We start from the raw sequence: 17019 nt of genomic DNA on the forward strand, positions 1-17019 counted from the left end.
CCAGTGTGGCCACCGGCCTTCCAAGTCCGCTCAAGCCGGACTCGAAGGCGCGACGGCTGCCAGATAGGAGTCGATGACCTGCCGGTAGTAGCAGGGCCCGAAGCCCAGCTCCGCGGCCTTCGGGACGAGCCCGTGCATCCGCTCGGTGGACACGGGTCCCTCCGCGGGTACGTCGACGGTGTGGTGCTCGGCCACGACACCGGTGCGGTGTTCGAGGTGGCCGACGATGTCCTCCACGGCCGCCTCCCAGCCGGAGGCGATGTTGACCACCTGCCGCGAGACGTCCTCGTGGAGGAGGCTCTCGAGCAGGGACACGGCGTGGCGGACGTCGATCAGGTCACGGCGCGCTCCCCGGTGGACGCGGACGCGGCCCCGCCGGACCTGTGCGACCAGCGAGGGCAGGAACTGGTGCGGGCGCTGTCCCGGGCCCACCGGGTAGGCGAGACGCAGGATCAGGTGGTCCGCGCCCGAGTTCCTGATGACCTCCTCCATGGCAAGTTTGTGTCTGCCGTACGGGGACGAGGGGCGTACGGGGCCGTCCTCCCGCCCGGCACCATGCCGTAGCCCGTACATACCGGCGGACGAGGTCGAGAAGTACACGAGTCGCCGGCCGTTGCGCAGGCACCGGCCGAGAGTGTCGTACAACAGTGCGGCCTCGCGGGCGAACTGGTCCTCGGCGACGCCGTCGCCGCTGGACACGCCGGCCGCGAAGGCGACGACACGGGGGTGCGATCCGGCGAGCGGCCGGATGCTGCGCGCCAGGAAACCGTGGCCGATGATGCGCATGTGTGGCTCCTATGCGGCGCGGGGGGCGGGAGCATCCGCCCGTCGGATGCGCTCCACCAGGTCGGCTTGGCGAAGGATCTGCTCTCCGTACCCGGTGAGGTCACCACCGCCCAGGGCGGTGCCGGCGAAGGCGGTGACGATGTTGGCGAAGTGGTCGTCGGCCTCGAGTGTCAGTTCCTCGGTGCCGTCCTTGTCCTCGATGCGCACCACGGGCCGCAGGTCGGGCGGCGGGGTGAACGCCCGGTCCAGTGAGAGGAGGCCCTCGCTGCCGCAGATGCGGTAACGGCACTGGTAGGCGTGGGCCATGCCGAAGGTCAGCTGGGCGGTGGTCCGGTCCGAGGACAGCAGCGCCGCCCCCGCCAGGTCGACCCCGCCGGCCGGACCGGTGGCCAAGGGGGTACCGGTTGCGGGCGCGTCGCTCATGAGCACGGCGCCCACCACGGACAGGCCCGGGCCGCAGAAGTACTGCGCCGCCCGGACGGTGTAGACGCCCAGGTCGAGCAGTGCACCGCCGCCGAGGCCGGGACGGTTGCGGATGTCGTCCGCGGGAAGCGGCGGGATGGTGAACTCGGCTGCGAAGGAACGCGGTTCGCCGATGCGTCCGGCGGCGACGAGCTCGGTGACGCTCCGGTGGACGGAGTGGTGGAGGAACATGAAGCTCTCCATCAGCAGCAGTCCCCGTCGTCCGCCGAGGGCGACGAGGTCCCGGGCGTCGGCGGCGGTCGTGGTGAGCGGCTTCTCCCCGAGGACATGTTTTCCGGCTTCCAGAGCGCGCGCGATCCATGGGGCCCGCAGCGCGGCGGGCAGCGGGATGTACACGGCGTCCACATCGGTGCGCCGCAGCAGTTCCTCGTATCCCGTGACCGTCCTCCACCGCTACGGCGTACCCGGCAACGAGCGCCTCGTCGTCCTGGTCAGCGACGGCGCGCACTACGCGCCGATCCCCGACGACCGCAGCGGCGAAACCGTCTCCGGCACCCAGGACCCGGTGTCGCTCATGGAGGACCTGCACGCGGGCCTCGGCATTCGTCTGCACGCGGTCGGGATCAGCGACGAGGCCCTGTTCGACCGTTGGTGGCAGGCACAGCGGCACCGTCCCGACTGGACTCCGCAGGCCCACGAGAGCATGGTGCCCAACCACCGGATGCTGGTCGACCTGGTGACCGTCGCCGGCGGCGACCGGCAGCGCATCGGCGGCCTGGACGTCCTGGAGAAGTACTTCGCCGAGCTGGGGAGCGGAGTCGTACGGGCCGTGGGGCGCCCGGCCCGTCCGCGCCTGCCCGCCTTTCAGCTGACGCCCGAGCGGCTGGCCGCGGAACCCCAGCCCCGAGTCGCGACCGATCCCCGGCAACGCCGCACCTGGGAAGCGGCTGCCGAGGACACCCTGGTCGCCTACAGCAGGGTCTGCGAGGCGTCACGGGCCCGCCTCGGCTACCAGCTGCTCCGCTCCTCACCGCCCGACGACTTCGCCCGCCTGCGCCGACAGTGCGTCGACCGCGCGGACTTCACGGCCTGGCTGTCCGTGGCCTACCAGGTCTTCAACGAGCGCCTGCACGCCCCCCTGCGCATTCCGAGGAAGGATCCGGCGAAGGTACTGGATCTCCCTCAGCTCGCGGCGGCCTTCTGGGACGGCCGCATGTCCCAACTGCACGAACTGCGCAACTTCTACCATCACGACCGTGACATGGAGGAGCGGGCGGAGCGGAACCGTGTCGCGGGAGGCATCATCCACAAGCACACGGGCAGCTTCGCCCCGCTGGAGAGCGACGCCGACGCCTGGCGCGCACTGCAACTGGGGCTGGTGCGTGACCTGGCGGCCCTCCTCAACGAGGCCCACGCGATTCTCGACGCGGCACCGGAACCCGAGGCGGCGGCGGAGGAGCCCGCACACGCCCCGCAGGCCGGTCAGGCCCAGGCGGGCGGCATCCGCGTCAAGTCGCAGGGCTACGACTGAGCCCGCACCGCCCGGCTTCGTCCGACGGCAGCTCCCTCGGGGCCGCCGGGGCGGGTGTGGAGCGCGTAGGTGGCAAAGGCGTGCCGGACGGTGCGGCAGAGCTGTTCGCTCCGTTACTCCGACCGCTCCGACCGCTCCGACCGCTCCGGCCAGCGCCTACCCCACTCCTTGACCACCCGGTCGCCGACGGCGAGCGACCGGTACGTCCGGCCGTTCACCTCGATGCTGAGCTCCCGCCCCTCGTCGGTGCGGATGTGCATCATGTAGCGGCCCGTCGGGCCGTAGGTACCGGTCGAACTGCTCACCCCCCGGCCGGTGACCTCCCCGGAGTAGGCGTCCTTGCTCTCGCGCGACCCGTGCGCGGCGATCATCGCCAGGACCAGGGCGAGCGGGCCGAAGGAGAGGAGCAGGACAACGGTGTTCGACATGTGCGACCCCCCGCATCGACGACGGCACAGGCCATCCACGGCAGCGTACCGGTCTTGTGGGCACCCGCCCAGAAGGCATATCGGAAAGGGCTGTTCGGCCCCGGTCCGGCGTCAGGGCTGACTCATAACCGGCCTGGTCGCGGTGACAGCACTCGCGGGCTGTGCCGGCGTCGAGTACCGGGAGGACATGTGCAGCGACGGTGAATACCCCGTCCTGTCCGTGGGCGGAACCGGCTCCGCCTGTGTCCCGGACGCGGAGGAGCCGTCCTCGGGATTCGCGCGGTATCCGGAGGGCAAGGTGCCGCAGCAGGTCGACGACAAGTGGGACGTGTACTGGGACACCCACACGCTCGACGAGGACGGGACCGTCGTCGACGCTCCGGAACCGGGCTGACCCGGGAAAGCCTGCCCCCCGGAAGCCAGGAGGCCGCTCCGCCGCCTCCGTCCCCGCGAAAACGCCCTGGTGGCCCGTGCGTGCGCTGGCCGCACACCGTACCGCGGTGACAGCATGGAAGAGGCGGACAAGGAACAGCGTCAGGAGCAGCCATGGCTACCCGCCCGTCCGATGCCACGCAGAATCCGAGGACGGTCGTGGGTGTGGACGGCTCGGAACACGCCAGGACCGCCATGCTCTGGGGCGCGGCGGACGCCGCGAGGCATCGTCGACGTCTGCTGCTCGTGCACGCCGCCGACCTCGACCGCCTGGACCGGTTCGCGTCGTTCGAGACGTCCGAACATCTGCGGGACAACGGCAACGCCGTCCTGACGACGGCGGCGGAGGAGATACGCGAGCGGTTCCCCGAACTCGACGTCGACGTCAAGCTGAGCCGCAGGAAGCCGGTTCCCGCTCTCCACGCGTCCGTGAGGCCCGGCAGCACGATCGTCGTCGGCAGCAGGGGGTCCGGCGGATTCGGTCCTCTGCTGCTGGGCTCGACGGGCCTGGAGGTCGTCGTCGGCAGTCCCGCGCCCGTCGTGGTCGTCCGCGGGGAGTTCGAGCGCGAGGACGCTCCGGTCACGGCCGCCGTGCGGGACGAGCACGACGCCCGGTGGCTGGTCCGTGCCGGACAGGAGGCACAGGCCCGCAACAGCCCCCTCCGGCTCGTGAGCGTGCGCGGCCTGCTCGCACGCTTCGGTGGGACGGCGCGGGACGAGGCCGGGGGGTCCGCGGACCCCGACGAGCGGCTCCTGGCCGACCTGGCGTCCCGGATCCATGAGAGCGCGCCCGGTCTCGCCGTACGCACCGAGGTGGTCGCGGCCCGCTCCGCGGCGTCCGCGCTCGTCGACGCCAGCCGGCACGCGGGTCTCCTGGTCATGGGAAGCCATGAGCGGCGCGGCGCCTCCGTACTGGGACTGGGCCACGTCGTGCACGCCCTCCTGCACCACTCCCGGTGTCCGGTCCAGATCGTGCCGTACCGGCATGACGAGGAGAGGGGCGTCGTGGAGGAAGGGCTCAGGGACGACGAGGGCTGAGGCCGGCAACCGCGAGCGGGCCCGCTTGTCATGTTCACCCACGTGGGACTACTGTCGCCACGCCTTGGTGAACGGGAAATCCGGTGTGATGCCGGTGCGGCCCTCGCCACTGTGATCGGGAAGTCCGGCTCCGGCCCTCACGGGCAGCCACTGGGTCCTTGTGACCCGGGAAGGCGGAGTTCGGGCGGTGTCACCCGTAAGCCAGGAGACCGGCCAAGGCACTTCAACCATCCACGAGGTGCTGGAGAGGGTCTGCTGAGTCATGCACATCGCCGAGGGTTTTCTGCCTCCGGCGCACGCGATCGCCTGGGGTGTCGCGTCCGCGCCGTTCGTCGTCCACGGAGTCCGGTCACTCACGCGTGAGGTCAGGGACAACCCTGAGAGCACGCTGCTCCTGGGGGCCTCCGGGGCCTTCACGTTCGTTCTCTCCGCATTGAAGATCCCTTCGGTGACGGGAAGTTGCTCCCATCCCACGGGTACGGGACTCGGGGCCATCCTGTTCCGTCCGCCGATCATGGCGGTCCTGGGCACGATCACCCTGCTGTTCCAGGCCCTGTTGCTGGCCCACGGCGGTCTGACCACGCTCGGAGCCAACGTCTTCTCGATGGCGATCGTCGGCCCCTGGGCCGGATACGCGGTCTTCAGACTGCTGCGCCGGTACGACGTGCCGGTGATGGTGGCGGTGTTCTCCGGCGCGTTCGTCGCCGACCTGTCCACCTACTGCGTCACCAGCGTGCAGTTGGCACTCGCCTTCCCGGACCCGAGCAGCGGGGTCCTCGGCGCGCTCGGCAAGTTCGGCTCCATCTTCGCGGTCACCCAGATCCCGCTCGCCGTGAGTGAGGGGCTCCTGACCGTGCTGGTGATGCGGCTTCTCGTGCAGTCCAGCAAGGGAGACCTGACCCGGCTCGGCGTGTTCCTCGCCGGTAGGCGGGCCCGCACGGAGAAGGCCGAGACCGAGGCGGTGGCCCGATGAACAAGGACACGAAGATCAACGCTCTTCTCCTGACCGTGGTGGCCGCGCTGGCCGTCCTGCCGCTGGCCCTGGGGCTCGGCGACGGCGAGGAGGAACCGTTCACGGGCGCCGACGCCCAGGCCGAGACGGCGATCACCGAGATCGATCCCGATTACGAACCCTGGTTCTCGCCGCTGTACGAACCGCCGTCCGGCGAGATCGAGTCGGCCCTGTTCGCCCTTCAGGCCGCGCTCGGCGCCGGCGTCCTCGCCTACTACTTCGGCCTGCGGCGCGGGCGACGTCAGGGCGAACTCCGCGCGACGGCGGAGCAGGAGAGAGGTGGCACCGGGGGCGGTGCCGGGGAGTCGACGGCCCGGAGGACCTGAGCGAACATGCTGCCGATCGACGCGGCGGCGCACAGCAGTCGCTGGCGCCGCCGCCATCCCCTGGACAAGGCCTCACTCGGTCTTGGGTTCACGGTGCTGGCCGTCTCGCTGCCGCCCTGGCCCGGGGCCGCCCTGGTCCTCGTCACCGCTCTGGCCGTGCTGCTGGGGCCGGCGGGCGTGACCGCCCGTCACCTGTGGCGGGCGTACCGGGTTCCTCTGGGTTTCTGCGTCACCGGGGCCGCCACGCTCCTCGTACGGGTCGGCGGGCCGGACGGGTTGCTCGCTCTCGACCCCGGTGGGCCCGTACGCGCAGGTGAGCTGCTGCTCCGTACCTCAGCCGCGTCCCTCGGGGTCCTGCTGTTCGCCTTCACCACCCCGATGTCCGATCTGTTGCCCCGCCTGGTCGGGGCGGGGGTGCCCGCGCCGGTGGTGGACGTCGCCCTGGTGACGTACCGCATGAGCTTCCTCCTCCTCGATTCGGTGCGCCGGATCCGGGAGGCGCAGGCGGCCCGGCTCGGCCACACCACCCGGGCCGCGACCTGGCGCTCCCTGGCGGGGCTCGGAGCGACCGCGTTCGTCAGGGCGTTCGACCGTGCGGCTCGGCTCCAGACGGGGCTTGCGGGGCGCGGTTACGACGGGACCCTGCGCGTCCTGGTGCCCGAGGCCCGCGTCTCCGTCCGGTTCGTGGCGCTGAGCGTCCTCCTGCTCGCGGCCCTCACCGTCCTGACCTTCGCCCTGGAAAGGCCGCTGTCATGAGCGAATCCGTGCTGCTCGCCCTGCGGGGCGCGTCCTTCGCGTACGAGGACGGTCCCGCCGTGCTCAGCGGCCTCGACTTCGAGGCACGTGAAGGGCGTGCGCTCGCCCTCCTCGGCCGCAACGGCAGCGGGAAGACCACACTGATGCGCCTCCTCAGTGGCGGACTGCGTCCCCGTGAGGGGCGGTTGACGGTCGAGGGCCGTCCCGTCACCTACGACCGGAAGGGGCTGACCCGGCTGCGCACCACCGTCCAGCTGGTGGTGCAGGATCCGGACGACCAGTTGTTCGCCGCGTCCGTCTCCCAGGACGTGTCGTTCGGACCGCTGAACCTCGGTCTGCCCGACGCCGAGGTACGCGCCCGGGTGGACGAGGCACTCGCCGCCCTCGACATCACCGCTCTGGCGGACCGGCCCACCCATCTGCTCTCCTACGGGCAGCGGAAGCGGACCGCCATCGCGGGTGCGGTCGCCATGCGGCCCCGCGTGCTGATCCTCGACGAGCCGACCGCGGGGCTCGATCCGGACGGTCAGGAGCGACTTCTCGACACGCTCGACGCCCTCCGCTCGGGCGGGACCACCGTCATGATGGCCACCCACGACGTCGATCTCGCCCTGCGCTGGGCCGACGACGCCGCGCTCCTCTCCCCGGCCGGCGTCCGGGCCGGGCCCGCGCCCGCGATGCTGGCGCGCACGGATCTCCTGCGGGAGTCGGGGCTGCGTCTGCCATGGGGTGTGGCGACCGCTGAACTACTGCGTGCGCATGGCCTGTTGGGGGCTTCGGCTGCCGGCCCGCGCACCGCCGAGCAGCTCGCTGCGGACTTCGCCGCGCCGGTCACCGCCGAGGGGGCCGACGGCCGGCACCGCTGACGGCCTTTTCGCCGGAAGTCCGGGAGCCCGCTCCGGCCCTGCCGGCGCGGGCTCCCCGCACCGCGACGCGAGCCGGGCACAGGCCGGCGGCCTTCAGGTCGCGCGCGGGCGGTTCGCACAGTACGTACGGTTCGGCGAAGGAAGTGCCGTTCGCCTCGAAAGGCGACCCCCTGGGACTCACGAGGACCGGGATACCTGAGCGATACCCGCGAGCGGCCCGATCGGCTAAACCTCGGACACCTTTCCACCGGGTTAACTCCCGTCGACGAGCCGAACCGATGTACGAATATGACCGTCGTCCGCAACCGGCATATGCAATAGCCACCCAGTCCCGGATGATCTCAAATAGTGAGAACCGAACGTGAGGCACATCCCCAGGCCACAGGGGGTCAGCAACTGATTCAGCTCGTTCGGCATCGACTTTCGGACTCTTCACATGGGATTAACTCGATAAGCACTCCGGCCTGTTAGCGTCTTTGAGGAACAGTGAAGTCCAGCAGGAGGTGACGGGTGCGCGTAGCGGCAGTGCGGTTCGTACTCGCGTTCCTGATGAGCTTCCTATTGGCCCCGTACTCCGGAACAGCTTCCGCGGACACACACCCGGCCGCTCCGGGAATTCGGGCCGACGGCCTTCCGGTCGCCGCCGCCGGAGAGACACATGTCGCCCACGGCACCTGTGGCACAGCTGATCGCGGAAGTGAACCGAACGGCCTTCTGCGCCACCGCGACCGGCATCGTTCCGCGACGGGTCCCGCCCCCGAGGCCCCGCCGCGTTCCGTCGTGGCACAGGACGCCGACGGCCCGCTCGCCCCGGCGTACTTCGCCGCGATGGGCAACGCGCTGCACACCTCGAGATCCTCCGGCGCGCACTCCTCCCCCGCCCTTCAGGTGTTCCGCTGCTGAGCTGACCCGGCACCCGGCGTACCCGCCCCTCCCGCCCGCACTTCGCGGGCCTCGTCTCCCGCCCGCACTCCACGGGCCCCGCCGACGAGGGGTCGTGCCGACGTGCCCTCCGGGCCCCCAGTTCTCGTACGCGTAACGACGCGCCGGTCTCCGGCGCGCCAGGAGGAATCACTGGCATGCATTCCGTCTTCGAACACCACGCGGTGGAAGTACTGCACATCAGCGACAGCGCCGTCTGGGCACCCCCGCCCGGCGACGTACGCTCCGCCCCCTTCCGCACGGGATGAGGGCCGCCATGGACCGCGTCCGCACGTTCCCGTACCTGCGGCAGGACTTCGCCGCGTCACTCGTCGTCTTCCTGGTCGCGCTGCCCCTGTGCGTGGGCGTCGCCGTCGCGTCGGGCGTCCCGGCCGAACTGGGGCTGATCACCGGCATCGTGGGCGGAATCGTCACCGGCCTGATGCGGGGCAGCAGCCTCCAGGTCTCGGGGCCGGCCGCCGGTCTCACCGTGCTCGTCTTCGAGGCGGTCCAGTCCTTCGGTCTCCCCGCACTCGGGGTGATCGTGCTGGCGGCGGGGCTGCTGCAACTGGCCATGGGTGCCCTGCGGCTGGGCCGCTGGTTCCGGGCCATCTCCGTCTCCGTCGTCGAGGGCATGCTCGCCGGCATCGGACTCGTCCTCATCGCGGGGCAGCTCTACGCGGCGGCCGGCGTCGACGCGCCGCTCTCCGGTACGGGCAAGGTGGCCGGCATCCCGGGGCTGCTGGCCGACGCCGTGTCGAGTCCGTCGGCTCTCGCCTCACTCGCGCTCGGCGCCTCGACCATAGCTCTGGTGGTGGGGTGGAGCAGGATGCCCGAGCGGGTGCGCGCCGTCCCGGGCGCTCTCGCCGCGGTCGTGCTGGCCACCCTCGCCACCCTGGCGTTCGACCTGCCGCTCGAGACGGTCCGGGTCCAGGGGCTGCTCGACGCCGTCCAGACTCCCGCGCTGTCCGAGTTCGGCGGGCTGTTGAGCCTGAGCCTGCTGGGGACCGTGGCGGCCTTCACCCTGATCGCCTCCGCGGAGAGCCTCTTCAGCGCGGCCGCGGTCGACCGGCTGCACGACGGACCACGCACCGAGTACGACAAGGAGCTGATGGCGCAGGGCACGGGCAACACGGTCTGCGGTCTTCTCGGCGCGCTGCCGATGACCGCGGTCATCGTCCGCAGCTCGGCCAACGTCCAGGCGGGCGCGCGGACCCGGGCCTCCCGGGTGCTGCACGGTGTGTGGCTGCTCCTGTTCGCGGCGCTGCTCCCGTCCGCGCTGGCCCTCATCCCGCTGCCCGCCCTCGCCGGCATCCTCATCCACGCCGGGTGGAAGCTGATCCCGCTGCGCTCGCTGGTTCCCCTGTGGCGTGAGCACCGCGGCGAGGCGGTGATCCTGGTCGTCACGGCCGTGGCGATCGTGACGGTGAACATGTTCGAGGGCGTACTGACCGGACTGGCCCTCTCGGTGGCGAAGGCGGCGTGGGACGCCTCCCACATCAAGCTGGAGGTCGTCGACAGCAGCCCCGACGGAGTACGGGCCCGGCTGTCGGGCAACGCGACGTTCCTGCGGCTGCCGAAGATACTCGACAGCCTGGAGGCCCTGCCCAAGGACCGGCCCGTCGCCCTGGACCTCTCCGGTCTGCACCATCTGGACCACGCCTGCCGCAAGGCCCTGGAGAACTGGGCGGAGCGGCACAGCTCCGCGGACACCGAACCCGTGCGGCTGACCCGGGACGACGTGGTGACGGCTGCCCCGTGAGAACGGGGCCCTGAGCCCTTCGGGCTTCCGGACGCACGACGACTCGCCGGGGCGCCTTCGGCAGGCGCCCCGGCGAGTCGTCGCCGGCGCTCAGCCGTTGGGCAGGATGACCGCGCGGCCGTTGATCTTGCCCGCGTGGAGCCGCTCGTAGGCGAGCGGGGCCTCGTCGATGGAGTACGTCTCGACGTGGACGTCGACGGCACCGGCGTGGGCCAGTTCGATGACCTCGGCGAGCTCCTTGCGCGAGCCCCAGTACGGTGCGGTGACCGAGGTGGAGAACGGCAGGACACCGAATCCGACGGGCAGCAGGCCACCGCCGATGCCGACGATGGTGATGTCGCTGTCGACGGACGCCATCGCGCCGGCCGTCCTCACGGTCGGTTCGGCGCCGACGAAGTCGAGCACGACGTTGGCACCGATACCACCGGTGAGTTCACGGACCCTGGCCGCCGCGTTCTCGTCGGACAGCACGGCCTCGTGTGCGCCGACCGCACGGGCGAGCGCCAGCTTCTCCTCGGTGACGTCGAGCGCGATGACCCGTACCGCGGTCATGGCGCGCAGGAGCTGGATGGCGACGTGTCCGAGGCCTCCGGTGCCGATGACCACGGCGGTGGCGCCGGGCAGGAGCTTCGGCAGCGAGCGCTTGATCGCGTGGTACGGCGTGAGCCCCGCGTCGGTCAGCGAGACCGTCTTGACCGGGTCCAGGTCGCCGATCGGCGTCAGATGACGGACGTCGTCGACGATCATGTACTCGGCCATGGCACCCGGGTTGCCGAGCCCGGGCGGGTTGATGCCCAGGTCGGCGGCGCGCAGGCAGTAGTTCTCGCGGCCCTCCGCGCAGTTCACACAGGTACCGCAGCCCCACGGCCCGTAGACGGCGACCGCGTCGCCGACGGAGACGCCCACGGCACCCTCGCCGAGCGCGGCGACCGTGCCGACGCCCTCGTGACCGAGGGTGAGCGGGAGCCGGTAGGGGAATCCCTCGGCGGGCCAGCTCATCACGGCGATGTCCGAGTGGCAGACACCCGCGGCGGTGACCTTCAGCAGGATCTGACCGGGCCCGGCCACGGGCTCCGGTATCTCGACGACCTCGGGTGCGGCGCCGATGGTGCGGTACTGGACGGCTTTCATGACTCTCCTTTCGTTCTCCGTACTTCCTTTGTGACCCTCTTGGTGGCGGTGCGCCACTCGGGTGTCAGGAGGCGGAGTAGCCGCCGTCCACCAGGTGGTAGCTGCCGTGGATGAAGGAGGCGCGGTCGGAGAGGAGGAAGGCGGTGAGCTCGGCGACCTCCTCCGAGGTGCCGAGGCGGCCCGCCGGGTGCAGGGAGATGAGGTGGTCCCGGGCCGGTCCGTCGGTGTCGCGGAGCAGGGGGGTGTCGATGAAGCCGGGGCCGACCGCGTTGATGCGGATGTTCCGTGCCGCGTACTCCAGCGCCGCGCTCTTGGTGAGGCCGACGACGCCGTGCTTGGCGGCGGCGTACGCCGGGGAGCCCGCGAAGCCGTTGGTGCCGAGGATCGACGAGATGTTGACGACGGAGCCGCCGCCCGCGGCCAGGATGGCCGGGAGTTCGTAGCGCATCGAGTAGAAGACGCCGCTGAGGTTGGTGGCGACGACCCTGTTCCAGTCCTCGACGCCGTACTCACCGGTGGGCAGGGAGGGGCCGCCGATGCCGGCGTTGTTCACGGCGAGGTGGAGGCCGCCGAAGGTGTCGACGGTGAAGTTCACGCCGGCCTCGACGGAGACGGGGTCGGTGACGTCGAGGGCGACGGCCGCGGCCCGGGCGCCGGTGGCCTCCAACTCGGCGGCGGCCTTGCGGGCGCCCTCCTCGTCGTGGTCGGCGACGACGACGGCCGCTCCGCTCGCGGCGAGCCGCCGGGAGAGGGCGAGGCCGATGCCGGACGCGCCGCCGGTGACGAGGGCGACCTTGCCGGCGAACTCCGCCTCGTGGGCGTTGGGGAGGTTGGTGCTCATGATGTGCTTCCTTGCGTGGTGCTGTGGGGCGCCGGCCCGTCCTGCCGGGATTCCAGCAGGTCCGTGGAGAGGGCGTCGAAGGCGTGTACGACGAACTCGGGGAGGGCGGCCTGCCGGCCGCTCCGCACCCAGGCCGCCTGGGCCGCGAGGAGCGCTCCGGCTCCCGCGGCGACGGTCACGGCGGGACGCAGGTCCTGCCGTGGGTCGGCACCGAGACGTTCCGCGAGGATCGCCACCGACTCCTCCTGGGCGTCCACCCTGATGTGGTGGTACGCCGCGTACAGAGTCGGTTCCTCCTCGGCCATGGTCAGCAGGTCGAAGATGCGTGGCCGCAGGTGCCAGGGCTCCCCGTCCGTGTCGTCGAGCCATTCGAGGACGGCACGGCGGTAGGCGGTGAGCGGCGGCTCGGCCGGGGGGCGCTCGCGGAGCGCTCGGTTGATCCTGTCGCCGTCTCCCCGCACCGCGTCGAGGACGGCGGCCTCCTTGCTCGGGAAGTACCGGCTGAAGGTGCGCCGGTCGACGTCGGCCGCTTGCGCGATGTCCTCGACCGTCACACTTCGCAGGCCGCGGTCGAGTACGAGATCGAACGCGCTCCGTGCCAGTGCGTCCCGGGTCTTGCGGGCCTTGCGGCTGCGCCGTTCCGGGACGTTCCCCGTCTCATGCATGGCTGCATCGTACCTCTGAAATGTCCCGGTGGGACATCTGTCTCACTGGGACATTTCAACCCGGCCGTCCGCGTCCCGCGCAACGGAGAGGGGCCGGGGCGGCCACACGGCCGCCCCGGCCCCTCGTCGCCACTCGCGCACTTCTTCGCGCGCGGCACCGACCACTCCGTCAGGAAAGGGATTCCGCCTTCTCCGGCGCCCCCTTCGTCTCCTCGCGCCGCCGGCTCAGGACGCCGGGCCACCAGGCGGTGGGGCCGATGTCCCGGACGAGCGCGGGCACGAGGAGCGAGCGGACGACGAGGGTGTCCAGCAGGACGCCGAACGCGACGATGAACGCGATCTGGACCAGGAAGGCGAGAGGAATGACTCCCAGGGCCGCGAAGGTGGCCGCCAGGACCACGCCGGCCGAGGTGATGACCCCGCCCGTGGTGGTCAGCCCGCGCAGGACACCCTGCCGGGTGCCGTGGATCAGCGACTCCTCGCGGACCCGGGACATCAGGAAGATGTTGTAGTCGACGCCGAGGGCGACCAGGAAGACGAATCCGTAGAGCGGCACGGAGGAGTCGGTCCCGCTGAAGCCGAAGACGTGCTCGAAGACCAGCGACGAGATGCCGAGCGTCGCGAGGAAGTTGAGCGCCACCGTGGCCACGAGCAGGAGCGGCATCAGCAGCGAGCGGAGCAGGCCGATCAGGATGACGAGGATGATGACGAGCACCACCGGGACGATGATGTTGCGGTCGTGTTCCGCGGTCTTCTGGGTGTCGTACTGCTGTGCGGTGTAGCCGCCGACGAGCGCCTGCGCACCGGGCACGGCGTGGACCGCGTCACGCAGCTTCGTGATGGTCTCCTTGGCGGCGTCGCTGTCGGCCGCGGCCGACAGGGTCGCGTCGATGCGGACCCGGCCGTCCACGACGAGCGGCTCCCCGCCGCCCGGACGCCCGGAGGAAGACATCACGGAGACGCTCGCGACTCCGGGAACCTCCTCGGCGGCGGCGACCACCTGCTTCGACCGGTCGGCGCCCGCGATCACGACCGCGGGGTTGCCCGACCCGCCGGGGAAGTGGCGGCCCAGGGTCTCCTGCGCCGTGACGGACGGTGCTTCGTTGACGAAGATCTCCTCGAGCGGCACGCCCTTGGAGTTCAGTGTGGGCATGAAGGCGGCGCAGGCGAGGAGACCGACCAGCGTCACCGCCCACACCTTGCGCGGGGAGCGGTCGACCAGCCCCGCCACGCGCGACCAGATGCCCGTCGAACCGGCTTCGGGCTCGGCCTGGCCCTTCTTCGGGCCGGACGGCCAGTACGCGGCCCTGCCGAGCAGGACCAGGACGGCGGGCAGGAAGGTGAGGGCGCTCAGGACGGAGCAGACGATACCGATGGCGCCCACGGGGCCGAGCGCGCGGTTGTTGGTGAGGTCGCTGAGGAGGAGTGCGAGCAGCCCCAGGGCCACGGTGGCGGCGCTGGCCGCGATCGGCCCGGCGGACTCACGGAGGGCGGCGCGCATCGCGGTCCACCGGTCGGGGCGCCGCCCGAGCTCTTCGCGGAACCGCGCGGTGAGCAGCAGCGCGTAGTCGGTCGCCGCTCCGATCACCAGGATCGAGAGGATGCCCTGGACCTGCCCGTCGACGCGGACGACGTCGTGGTCCGCCAGGACGTAGACGATCGCGCAGGAGACGCCGAGAGCGAAGACCGCGCCGATGATGATGATCAGGGGCAGCAGGACGCTTCGGTAGACGAGGAGCAGGATGACGAGAACGGTCACCAGCGCCACGCCGAGCAGCAGTCCGTCGATGCCGGCGAAGGCGTCCGACAGATCGGCCTGGGATGCCGCGGGACCGGCCAGACCGACCTGCGTCCCGGTCACCTTCTCCGCCGCGCTCCGGATCTCCGCGAGGGCGTCGGGGAGTTCGTCGCCGAGATCCGGCCTCAGCTGGACGACGCCCTCGAGTGCCTTGCGGTCGTCGGAGAGCAGCGCGGGGCTCACCTCTCCGGTGACCCCCGGTCCGCCCTTGACGGAGGCGAGGGCGGCGGTGGCCTCCTTCTGCTCCCGCGGGCCGAGGTCCTCGCCCTCGGCCGATGTCCAGACCACGACGGCGGGCACCGTCTCCTGGCTGCTGAACGCCTTCTGTGCTTCGACGACCCGTGTGGACTCGGCGCTCCGGGGCAGGAAGGAAGCCTGGTCGTTGGTTGCTACCTCCCCGAGCTTCCCGGCGTACGAACCGAAGGCGCCGCCGACGACGAGCCAGGCCAGGACGAGGAAGACGGGTACAAGAAACAGCCGGCGGGCCGGCTTCGATGCGGTGGACATGGCACTCCTGGGTCGGCCGCTATCTCTCAATCATGATGTATCTCAATGATTGAGATTACATGCCGCACGGAGTGCCTTCGCACCGGCACGGCGCTTCAGCGTCGAGGAACCTGCATGGTGGAGAGTTCGCCGTTCATCCGGGCGAGGAAACGGAGTGCCGCCTCCATCTCCTGCGGCTCGGAGGCGGCGCGGGCTCCGGCCGCCGCCTCGGCCAGGGGCATGAAGAAGGAGCGCGCGGCGGCCTTGGCCCCGGACTCGTAGTACAGGTGCACGACCCGGCGGTCGGCACTCTCCCGAGCGCGCCTGATGTGCCCCGCGCGCTCCAGCCGGTCCAGGCAGGCGGTGACCGCGCCGGACGTCAGACCGAGATGCTCACGCAGACGCCCCGGGGTCAGCGGCGCATCCGCGTCGAGGATCGCGCCGAGCGCCTGCACGTCCGTGGCATGCAGACCCTGCGCGTGCGCGAAGGCGTGGACCAGCCGGTTGATCTCACCGTTCATCCGCCGCAGCTCCATGGCGAGGGCCTGGAGTTCCGGCACCCCGGTCGCCTGCGCGCCCGATCCGTCGCGAGGGTCGTCTGCACTGTCCACCGCCCCATGATAGGACGCACCGGACGACACGCCGCCCCCCTCCCCGACCTGGGCGAAGACCGCTTGCGCGGCCCATCTCGCCTCTATACTTCTACAGTTGTGTAGAAACGCGGCTGAACGCGTTCTCCGCGTACGGAAGAAGGAGTGAACGCCACGATGGTGTTCAAGAAGCTGCTCGGTTCGCTCGGTGTGGGCGGCCCCACCGTGGACACGGTACTGCAGCCCGGTACGGTCGTTCCCGGTGGCGGGCTGAGCGGCGAGGTCCGGCTCAAGGGCGGCAACGCCGACTGCACGGTCGAGCACATCACGCTGGAGCTCGTGGCACACGTGGAGGCGGAGCACGAGGAGGGCGAGGCCGAAGGGGCCGTGGTCTTCGAGCGCTTCACCGTCGCCGGCGGCTTCGTGCTGGCGGAGGGCGAGGAGCGCGACGTCCAGTTCACGCTGACGCTCCCGTGGGAGACGCCGGTCACCGAGCTCTACGGCCAGGACCTCGGGATCGTCCTCGGGGTGCGCACGGAGCTGTCGGTGTCCGGAGCCAGGGACAAGGGCGACATCGACCGTCTCACCGTGGGCCCGCTGCCCTCCCAGGAGGCCGTGCTGGAGGCCTTCGGGCAGCTCGGCTTCGGCTTCAGGTCCGCCGACCTGGAACTGGGACACATCGGCGGCAGCGGTCAGCGGCTGCCGTTCTACCAGGAGATCGAGCTCTCACCCGCTCCGCGGTACGCGGACCGAGTCAACGAGATCGAGGTGACCTTCCTGGCCGGCCCGGACGCCCTGGAGGTGGTGCTGGAGGCGGACAAGCGGGGAGGGCACTTCTCGGGCGGCGGCGACTCCCTCGGCCGTCACACGGTAGGCCACCACGAGGTCCAGGGCCGCGACTGGGTCACCGAGGTCGACGGCTGGGTCCGGTCACTGGCCGAGGCTCGCACCTCGCACGGGGCGCCCGAGGCGTACGGGCACGACGGCGGGCACCCCCAGCACCACTCCGGACCGGGGATGGGCACCGTGATCGCCGCAGGGGCGGCGGGTGTCGCCGTGGGCGTCGTGGGCGGCATGGTCGCCGCCGAAGTGGTCGACGAGGTGGGCGACTTCTTCGAGGGGGACGAGGAGGAAGAGGAGGGCGACGAGGGCTGAGGCGGGGGCTGCGACACCCTGCCATCACCTTCTACAGTCCTGTAGATTTGGCCTGCCGCGGCCCCACGGGGT

Annotated in this window: 18 protein-coding genes and 1 riboswitch; of the genes, 10 read left to right on the top strand and 8 right to left on the bottom strand. The window is 71.2% G+C overall.

Annotated features, from left to right (window positions below; all coding sequences use genetic code 11):
• Positions 1 to 30 precede the first annotated feature (30 nt).
• Both LWJ43_RS02685 and LWJ43_RS02690 read right to left on the bottom strand, forming a co-directional pair.
• Positions 31 to 786, bottom strand: coding sequence for an NAD-dependent epimerase/dehydratase family protein (locus tag LWJ43_RS02685; protein ID WP_277330640.1), 756 nt, complete (start codon positions 784 to 786; stop codon positions 31 to 33).
• Between the two features lie 9 nt (positions 787 to 795).
• Positions 796 to 1605 carry a Gfo/Idh/MocA family protein gene (locus tag LWJ43_RS02690; RefSeq protein WP_277330641.1) on the bottom strand — a complete coding sequence of 270 codons (810 nt, stop codon included), beginning with the start codon at positions 1603 to 1605 and terminating at the stop codon, positions 796 to 798.
• Positions 1606 to 1645: 40 nt separating this feature from the next.
• On the opposite strand from LWJ43_RS02690, the gene LWJ43_RS02695 reads away from it, so the two are divergent.
• On the top strand, positions 1646 to 2740 hold the full coding sequence (locus tag LWJ43_RS02695) for a hypothetical protein (protein ID WP_277330642.1): 1095 nt from the start codon (positions 1646 to 1648) through the stop codon (positions 2738 to 2740).
• A gap of 113 nt (positions 2741 to 2853) precedes the next feature.
• On the opposite strand, the gene LWJ43_RS02700 is transcribed toward LWJ43_RS02695, so the two are convergent.
• Entirely contained in the window at positions 2854 to 3168 is a 315-nt protein-coding gene (locus LWJ43_RS02700) for a DUF7489 domain-containing protein (RefSeq protein WP_277330643.1), read from the bottom strand.
• 133 nt (positions 3169 to 3301) lie between these two features.
• On the opposite strand from LWJ43_RS02700, the gene LWJ43_RS02705 reads away from it, so the two are divergent.
• From LWJ43_RS02705 to LWJ43_RS02740, 8 genes are all read left to right on the top strand, one after another.
• Positions 3302 to 3562, top strand: coding sequence for an SCO0607 family lipoprotein (locus LWJ43_RS02705; RefSeq protein ID WP_462100936.1), 261 nt, complete (start codon positions 3302 to 3304; stop codon positions 3560 to 3562).
• 152 nt (positions 3563 to 3714) lie between these two features.
• Complete coding sequence (locus LWJ43_RS02710) at positions 3715 to 4638, top strand: universal stress protein (RefSeq protein ID WP_277330644.1); 924 nt, start codon at positions 3715 to 3717, stop codon at positions 4636 to 4638.
• A gap of 48 nt (positions 4639 to 4686) precedes the next feature.
• Positions 4687 to 4870, top strand: a riboswitch (cobalamin riboswitch).
• A 30-nt stretch (positions 4871 to 4900) separates the two neighbouring features.
• Positions 4901 to 5611: an energy-coupling factor ABC transporter permease gene (locus tag LWJ43_RS02715; protein ID WP_277330645.1), complete on the top strand. Its 711-nt coding sequence runs from the start codon at positions 4901 to 4903 to the stop codon at positions 5609 to 5611.
• The gene (locus tag LWJ43_RS02720; protein ID WP_277330646.1) at positions 5608 to 5976 is read left to right on the top strand and encodes an energy-coupling factor ABC transporter substrate-binding protein; all 369 of its coding nucleotides are present in this window, start codon (positions 5608 to 5610) and stop codon (positions 5974 to 5976) included. Before LWJ43_RS02715 ends, LWJ43_RS02720 begins: the two co-directional genes overlap by 4 nt.
• Positions 5977 to 5982: 6 nt before the next feature.
• On the top strand, positions 5983 to 6732 hold the full coding sequence (gene cbiQ, locus LWJ43_RS02725) for a cobalt ECF transporter T component CbiQ (protein ID WP_277330647.1): 750 nt from the start codon (positions 5983 to 5985) through the stop codon (positions 6730 to 6732).
• On the top strand, positions 6729 to 7598 hold the full coding sequence (locus tag LWJ43_RS02730) for an energy-coupling factor ABC transporter ATP-binding protein (RefSeq protein WP_277330648.1): 870 nt from the start codon (positions 6729 to 6731) through the stop codon (positions 7596 to 7598). The genes cbiQ and LWJ43_RS02730 overlap by 4 nt, the downstream gene beginning before the upstream one ends.
• A gap of 780 nt (positions 7599 to 8378) precedes the next feature.
• Entirely contained in the window at positions 8379 to 8501 is a 123-nt protein-coding gene (locus LWJ43_RS02735) for a hypothetical protein (protein WP_277330649.1), read from the top strand.
• 295 nt (positions 8502 to 8796) lie between these two features.
• Positions 8797 to 10281 carry a SulP family inorganic anion transporter gene (locus LWJ43_RS02740; RefSeq protein ID WP_277330650.1) on the top strand — a complete coding sequence of 495 codons (1485 nt, stop codon included), beginning with the start codon at positions 8797 to 8799 and terminating at the stop codon, positions 10279 to 10281.
• 90 nt (positions 10282 to 10371) lie between these two features.
• Here the strand turns inward: LWJ43_RS02740 and LWJ43_RS02745 are convergent, their stop codons facing one another.
• The 5 genes from LWJ43_RS02745 to LWJ43_RS02765 form a co-directional block, all read right to left on the bottom strand.
• The gene (locus LWJ43_RS02745; protein ID WP_277330651.1) at positions 10372 to 11412 is read right to left on the bottom strand and encodes an NAD(P)-dependent alcohol dehydrogenase; all 1041 of its coding nucleotides are present in this window, start codon (positions 11410 to 11412) and stop codon (positions 10372 to 10374) included.
• A 64-nt stretch (positions 11413 to 11476) separates the two neighbouring features.
• Positions 11477 to 12253 carry an SDR family NAD(P)-dependent oxidoreductase gene (locus tag LWJ43_RS02750; protein ID WP_277330652.1) on the bottom strand — a complete coding sequence of 259 codons (777 nt, stop codon included), beginning with the start codon at positions 12251 to 12253 and terminating at the stop codon, positions 11477 to 11479.
• Positions 12250 to 12918 carry a TetR family transcriptional regulator gene (locus LWJ43_RS02755; protein WP_277330653.1) on the bottom strand — a complete coding sequence of 223 codons (669 nt, stop codon included), beginning with the start codon at positions 12916 to 12918 and terminating at the stop codon, positions 12250 to 12252. Before LWJ43_RS02755 ends, LWJ43_RS02750 begins: the two co-directional genes overlap by 4 nt.
• Positions 12919 to 13087: 169 nt before the next feature.
• Entirely contained in the window at positions 13088 to 15223 is a 2136-nt protein-coding gene (locus LWJ43_RS02760) for an MMPL family transporter (RefSeq protein ID WP_277330654.1), read from the bottom strand.
• A gap of 95 nt (positions 15224 to 15318) precedes the next feature.
• Complete coding sequence (locus LWJ43_RS02765; protein WP_277330655.1) at positions 15319 to 15813, bottom strand: MarR family winged helix-turn-helix transcriptional regulator; 495 nt, start codon at positions 15811 to 15813, stop codon at positions 15319 to 15321.
• Positions 15814 to 15969: 156 nt separating this feature from the next.
• Here LWJ43_RS02765 and LWJ43_RS02770 point away from each other — a divergent pair, with 156 nt between their 5' ends.
• Complete coding sequence (locus tag LWJ43_RS02770) at positions 15970 to 16947, top strand: sporulation protein (RefSeq protein ID WP_277330656.1); 978 nt, start codon at positions 15970 to 15972, stop codon at positions 16945 to 16947.
• Positions 16948 to 17019 lie beyond the last annotated feature (72 nt).

It is taken from the genome of Streptomyces sp. JH34 (assembly GCF_029428875.1).
Classification (GTDB): Bacteria; Actinomycetota; Actinomycetes; order Streptomycetales; family Streptomycetaceae; genus Streptomyces.

Bases quoted from the DNA above. Each gene is read 5' to 3' on its own strand.
- LWJ43_RS02685 (WP_277330640.1), bottom strand. From the start codon at position 786: ATGCGCATCATCGGCCACGGTTTCCTGGCGCGCAGCATCCGGCCGCTC.
- LWJ43_RS02700 (WP_277330643.1), bottom strand. From the start codon at position 3,168: ATGTCGAACACCGTTGTCCTGCTCCTCTCCTTCGGCCCGCTCGCCCTG.
- LWJ43_RS02710 (WP_277330644.1), top strand. From the start codon at position 3,715: ATGGCTACCCGCCCGTCCGATGCCACGCAGAATCCGAGGACGGTCGTG.
- LWJ43_RS02715 (WP_277330645.1), top strand. From the start codon at position 4,901: ATGCACATCGCCGAGGGTTTTCTGCCTCCGGCGCACGCGATCGCCTGG.
- LWJ43_RS02720 (WP_277330646.1), top strand. From the start codon at position 5,608: ATGAACAAGGACACGAAGATCAACGCTCTTCTCCTGACCGTGGTGGCC.
- cbiQ (WP_277330647.1), top strand. From the start codon at position 5,983: ATGCTGCCGATCGACGCGGCGGCGCACAGCAGTCGCTGGCGCCGCCGC.
- LWJ43_RS02730 (WP_277330648.1), top strand. From the start codon at position 6,729: ATGAGCGAATCCGTGCTGCTCGCCCTGCGGGGCGCGTCCTTCGCGTAC.
- LWJ43_RS02740 (WP_277330650.1), top strand. From the start codon at position 8,797: ATGGACCGCGTCCGCACGTTCCCGTACCTGCGGCAGGACTTCGCCGCG.
- LWJ43_RS02745 (WP_277330651.1), bottom strand. From the start codon at position 11,412: ATGAAAGCCGTCCAGTACCGCACCATCGGCGCCGCACCCGAGGTCGTC.
- LWJ43_RS02750 (WP_277330652.1), bottom strand. From the start codon at position 12,253: ATGAGCACCAACCTCCCCAACGCCCACGAGGCGGAGTTCGCCGGCAAG.
- LWJ43_RS02755 (WP_277330653.1), bottom strand. From the start codon at position 12,918: ATGCATGAGACGGGGAACGTCCCGGAACGGCGCAGCCGCAAGGCCCGC.
- LWJ43_RS02760 (WP_277330654.1), bottom strand. From the start codon at position 15,223: ATGTCCACCGCATCGAAGCCGGCCCGCCGGCTGTTTCTTGTACCCGTC.
- LWJ43_RS02770 (WP_277330656.1), top strand. From the start codon at position 15,970: ATGGTGTTCAAGAAGCTGCTCGGTTCGCTCGGTGTGGGCGGCCCCACC.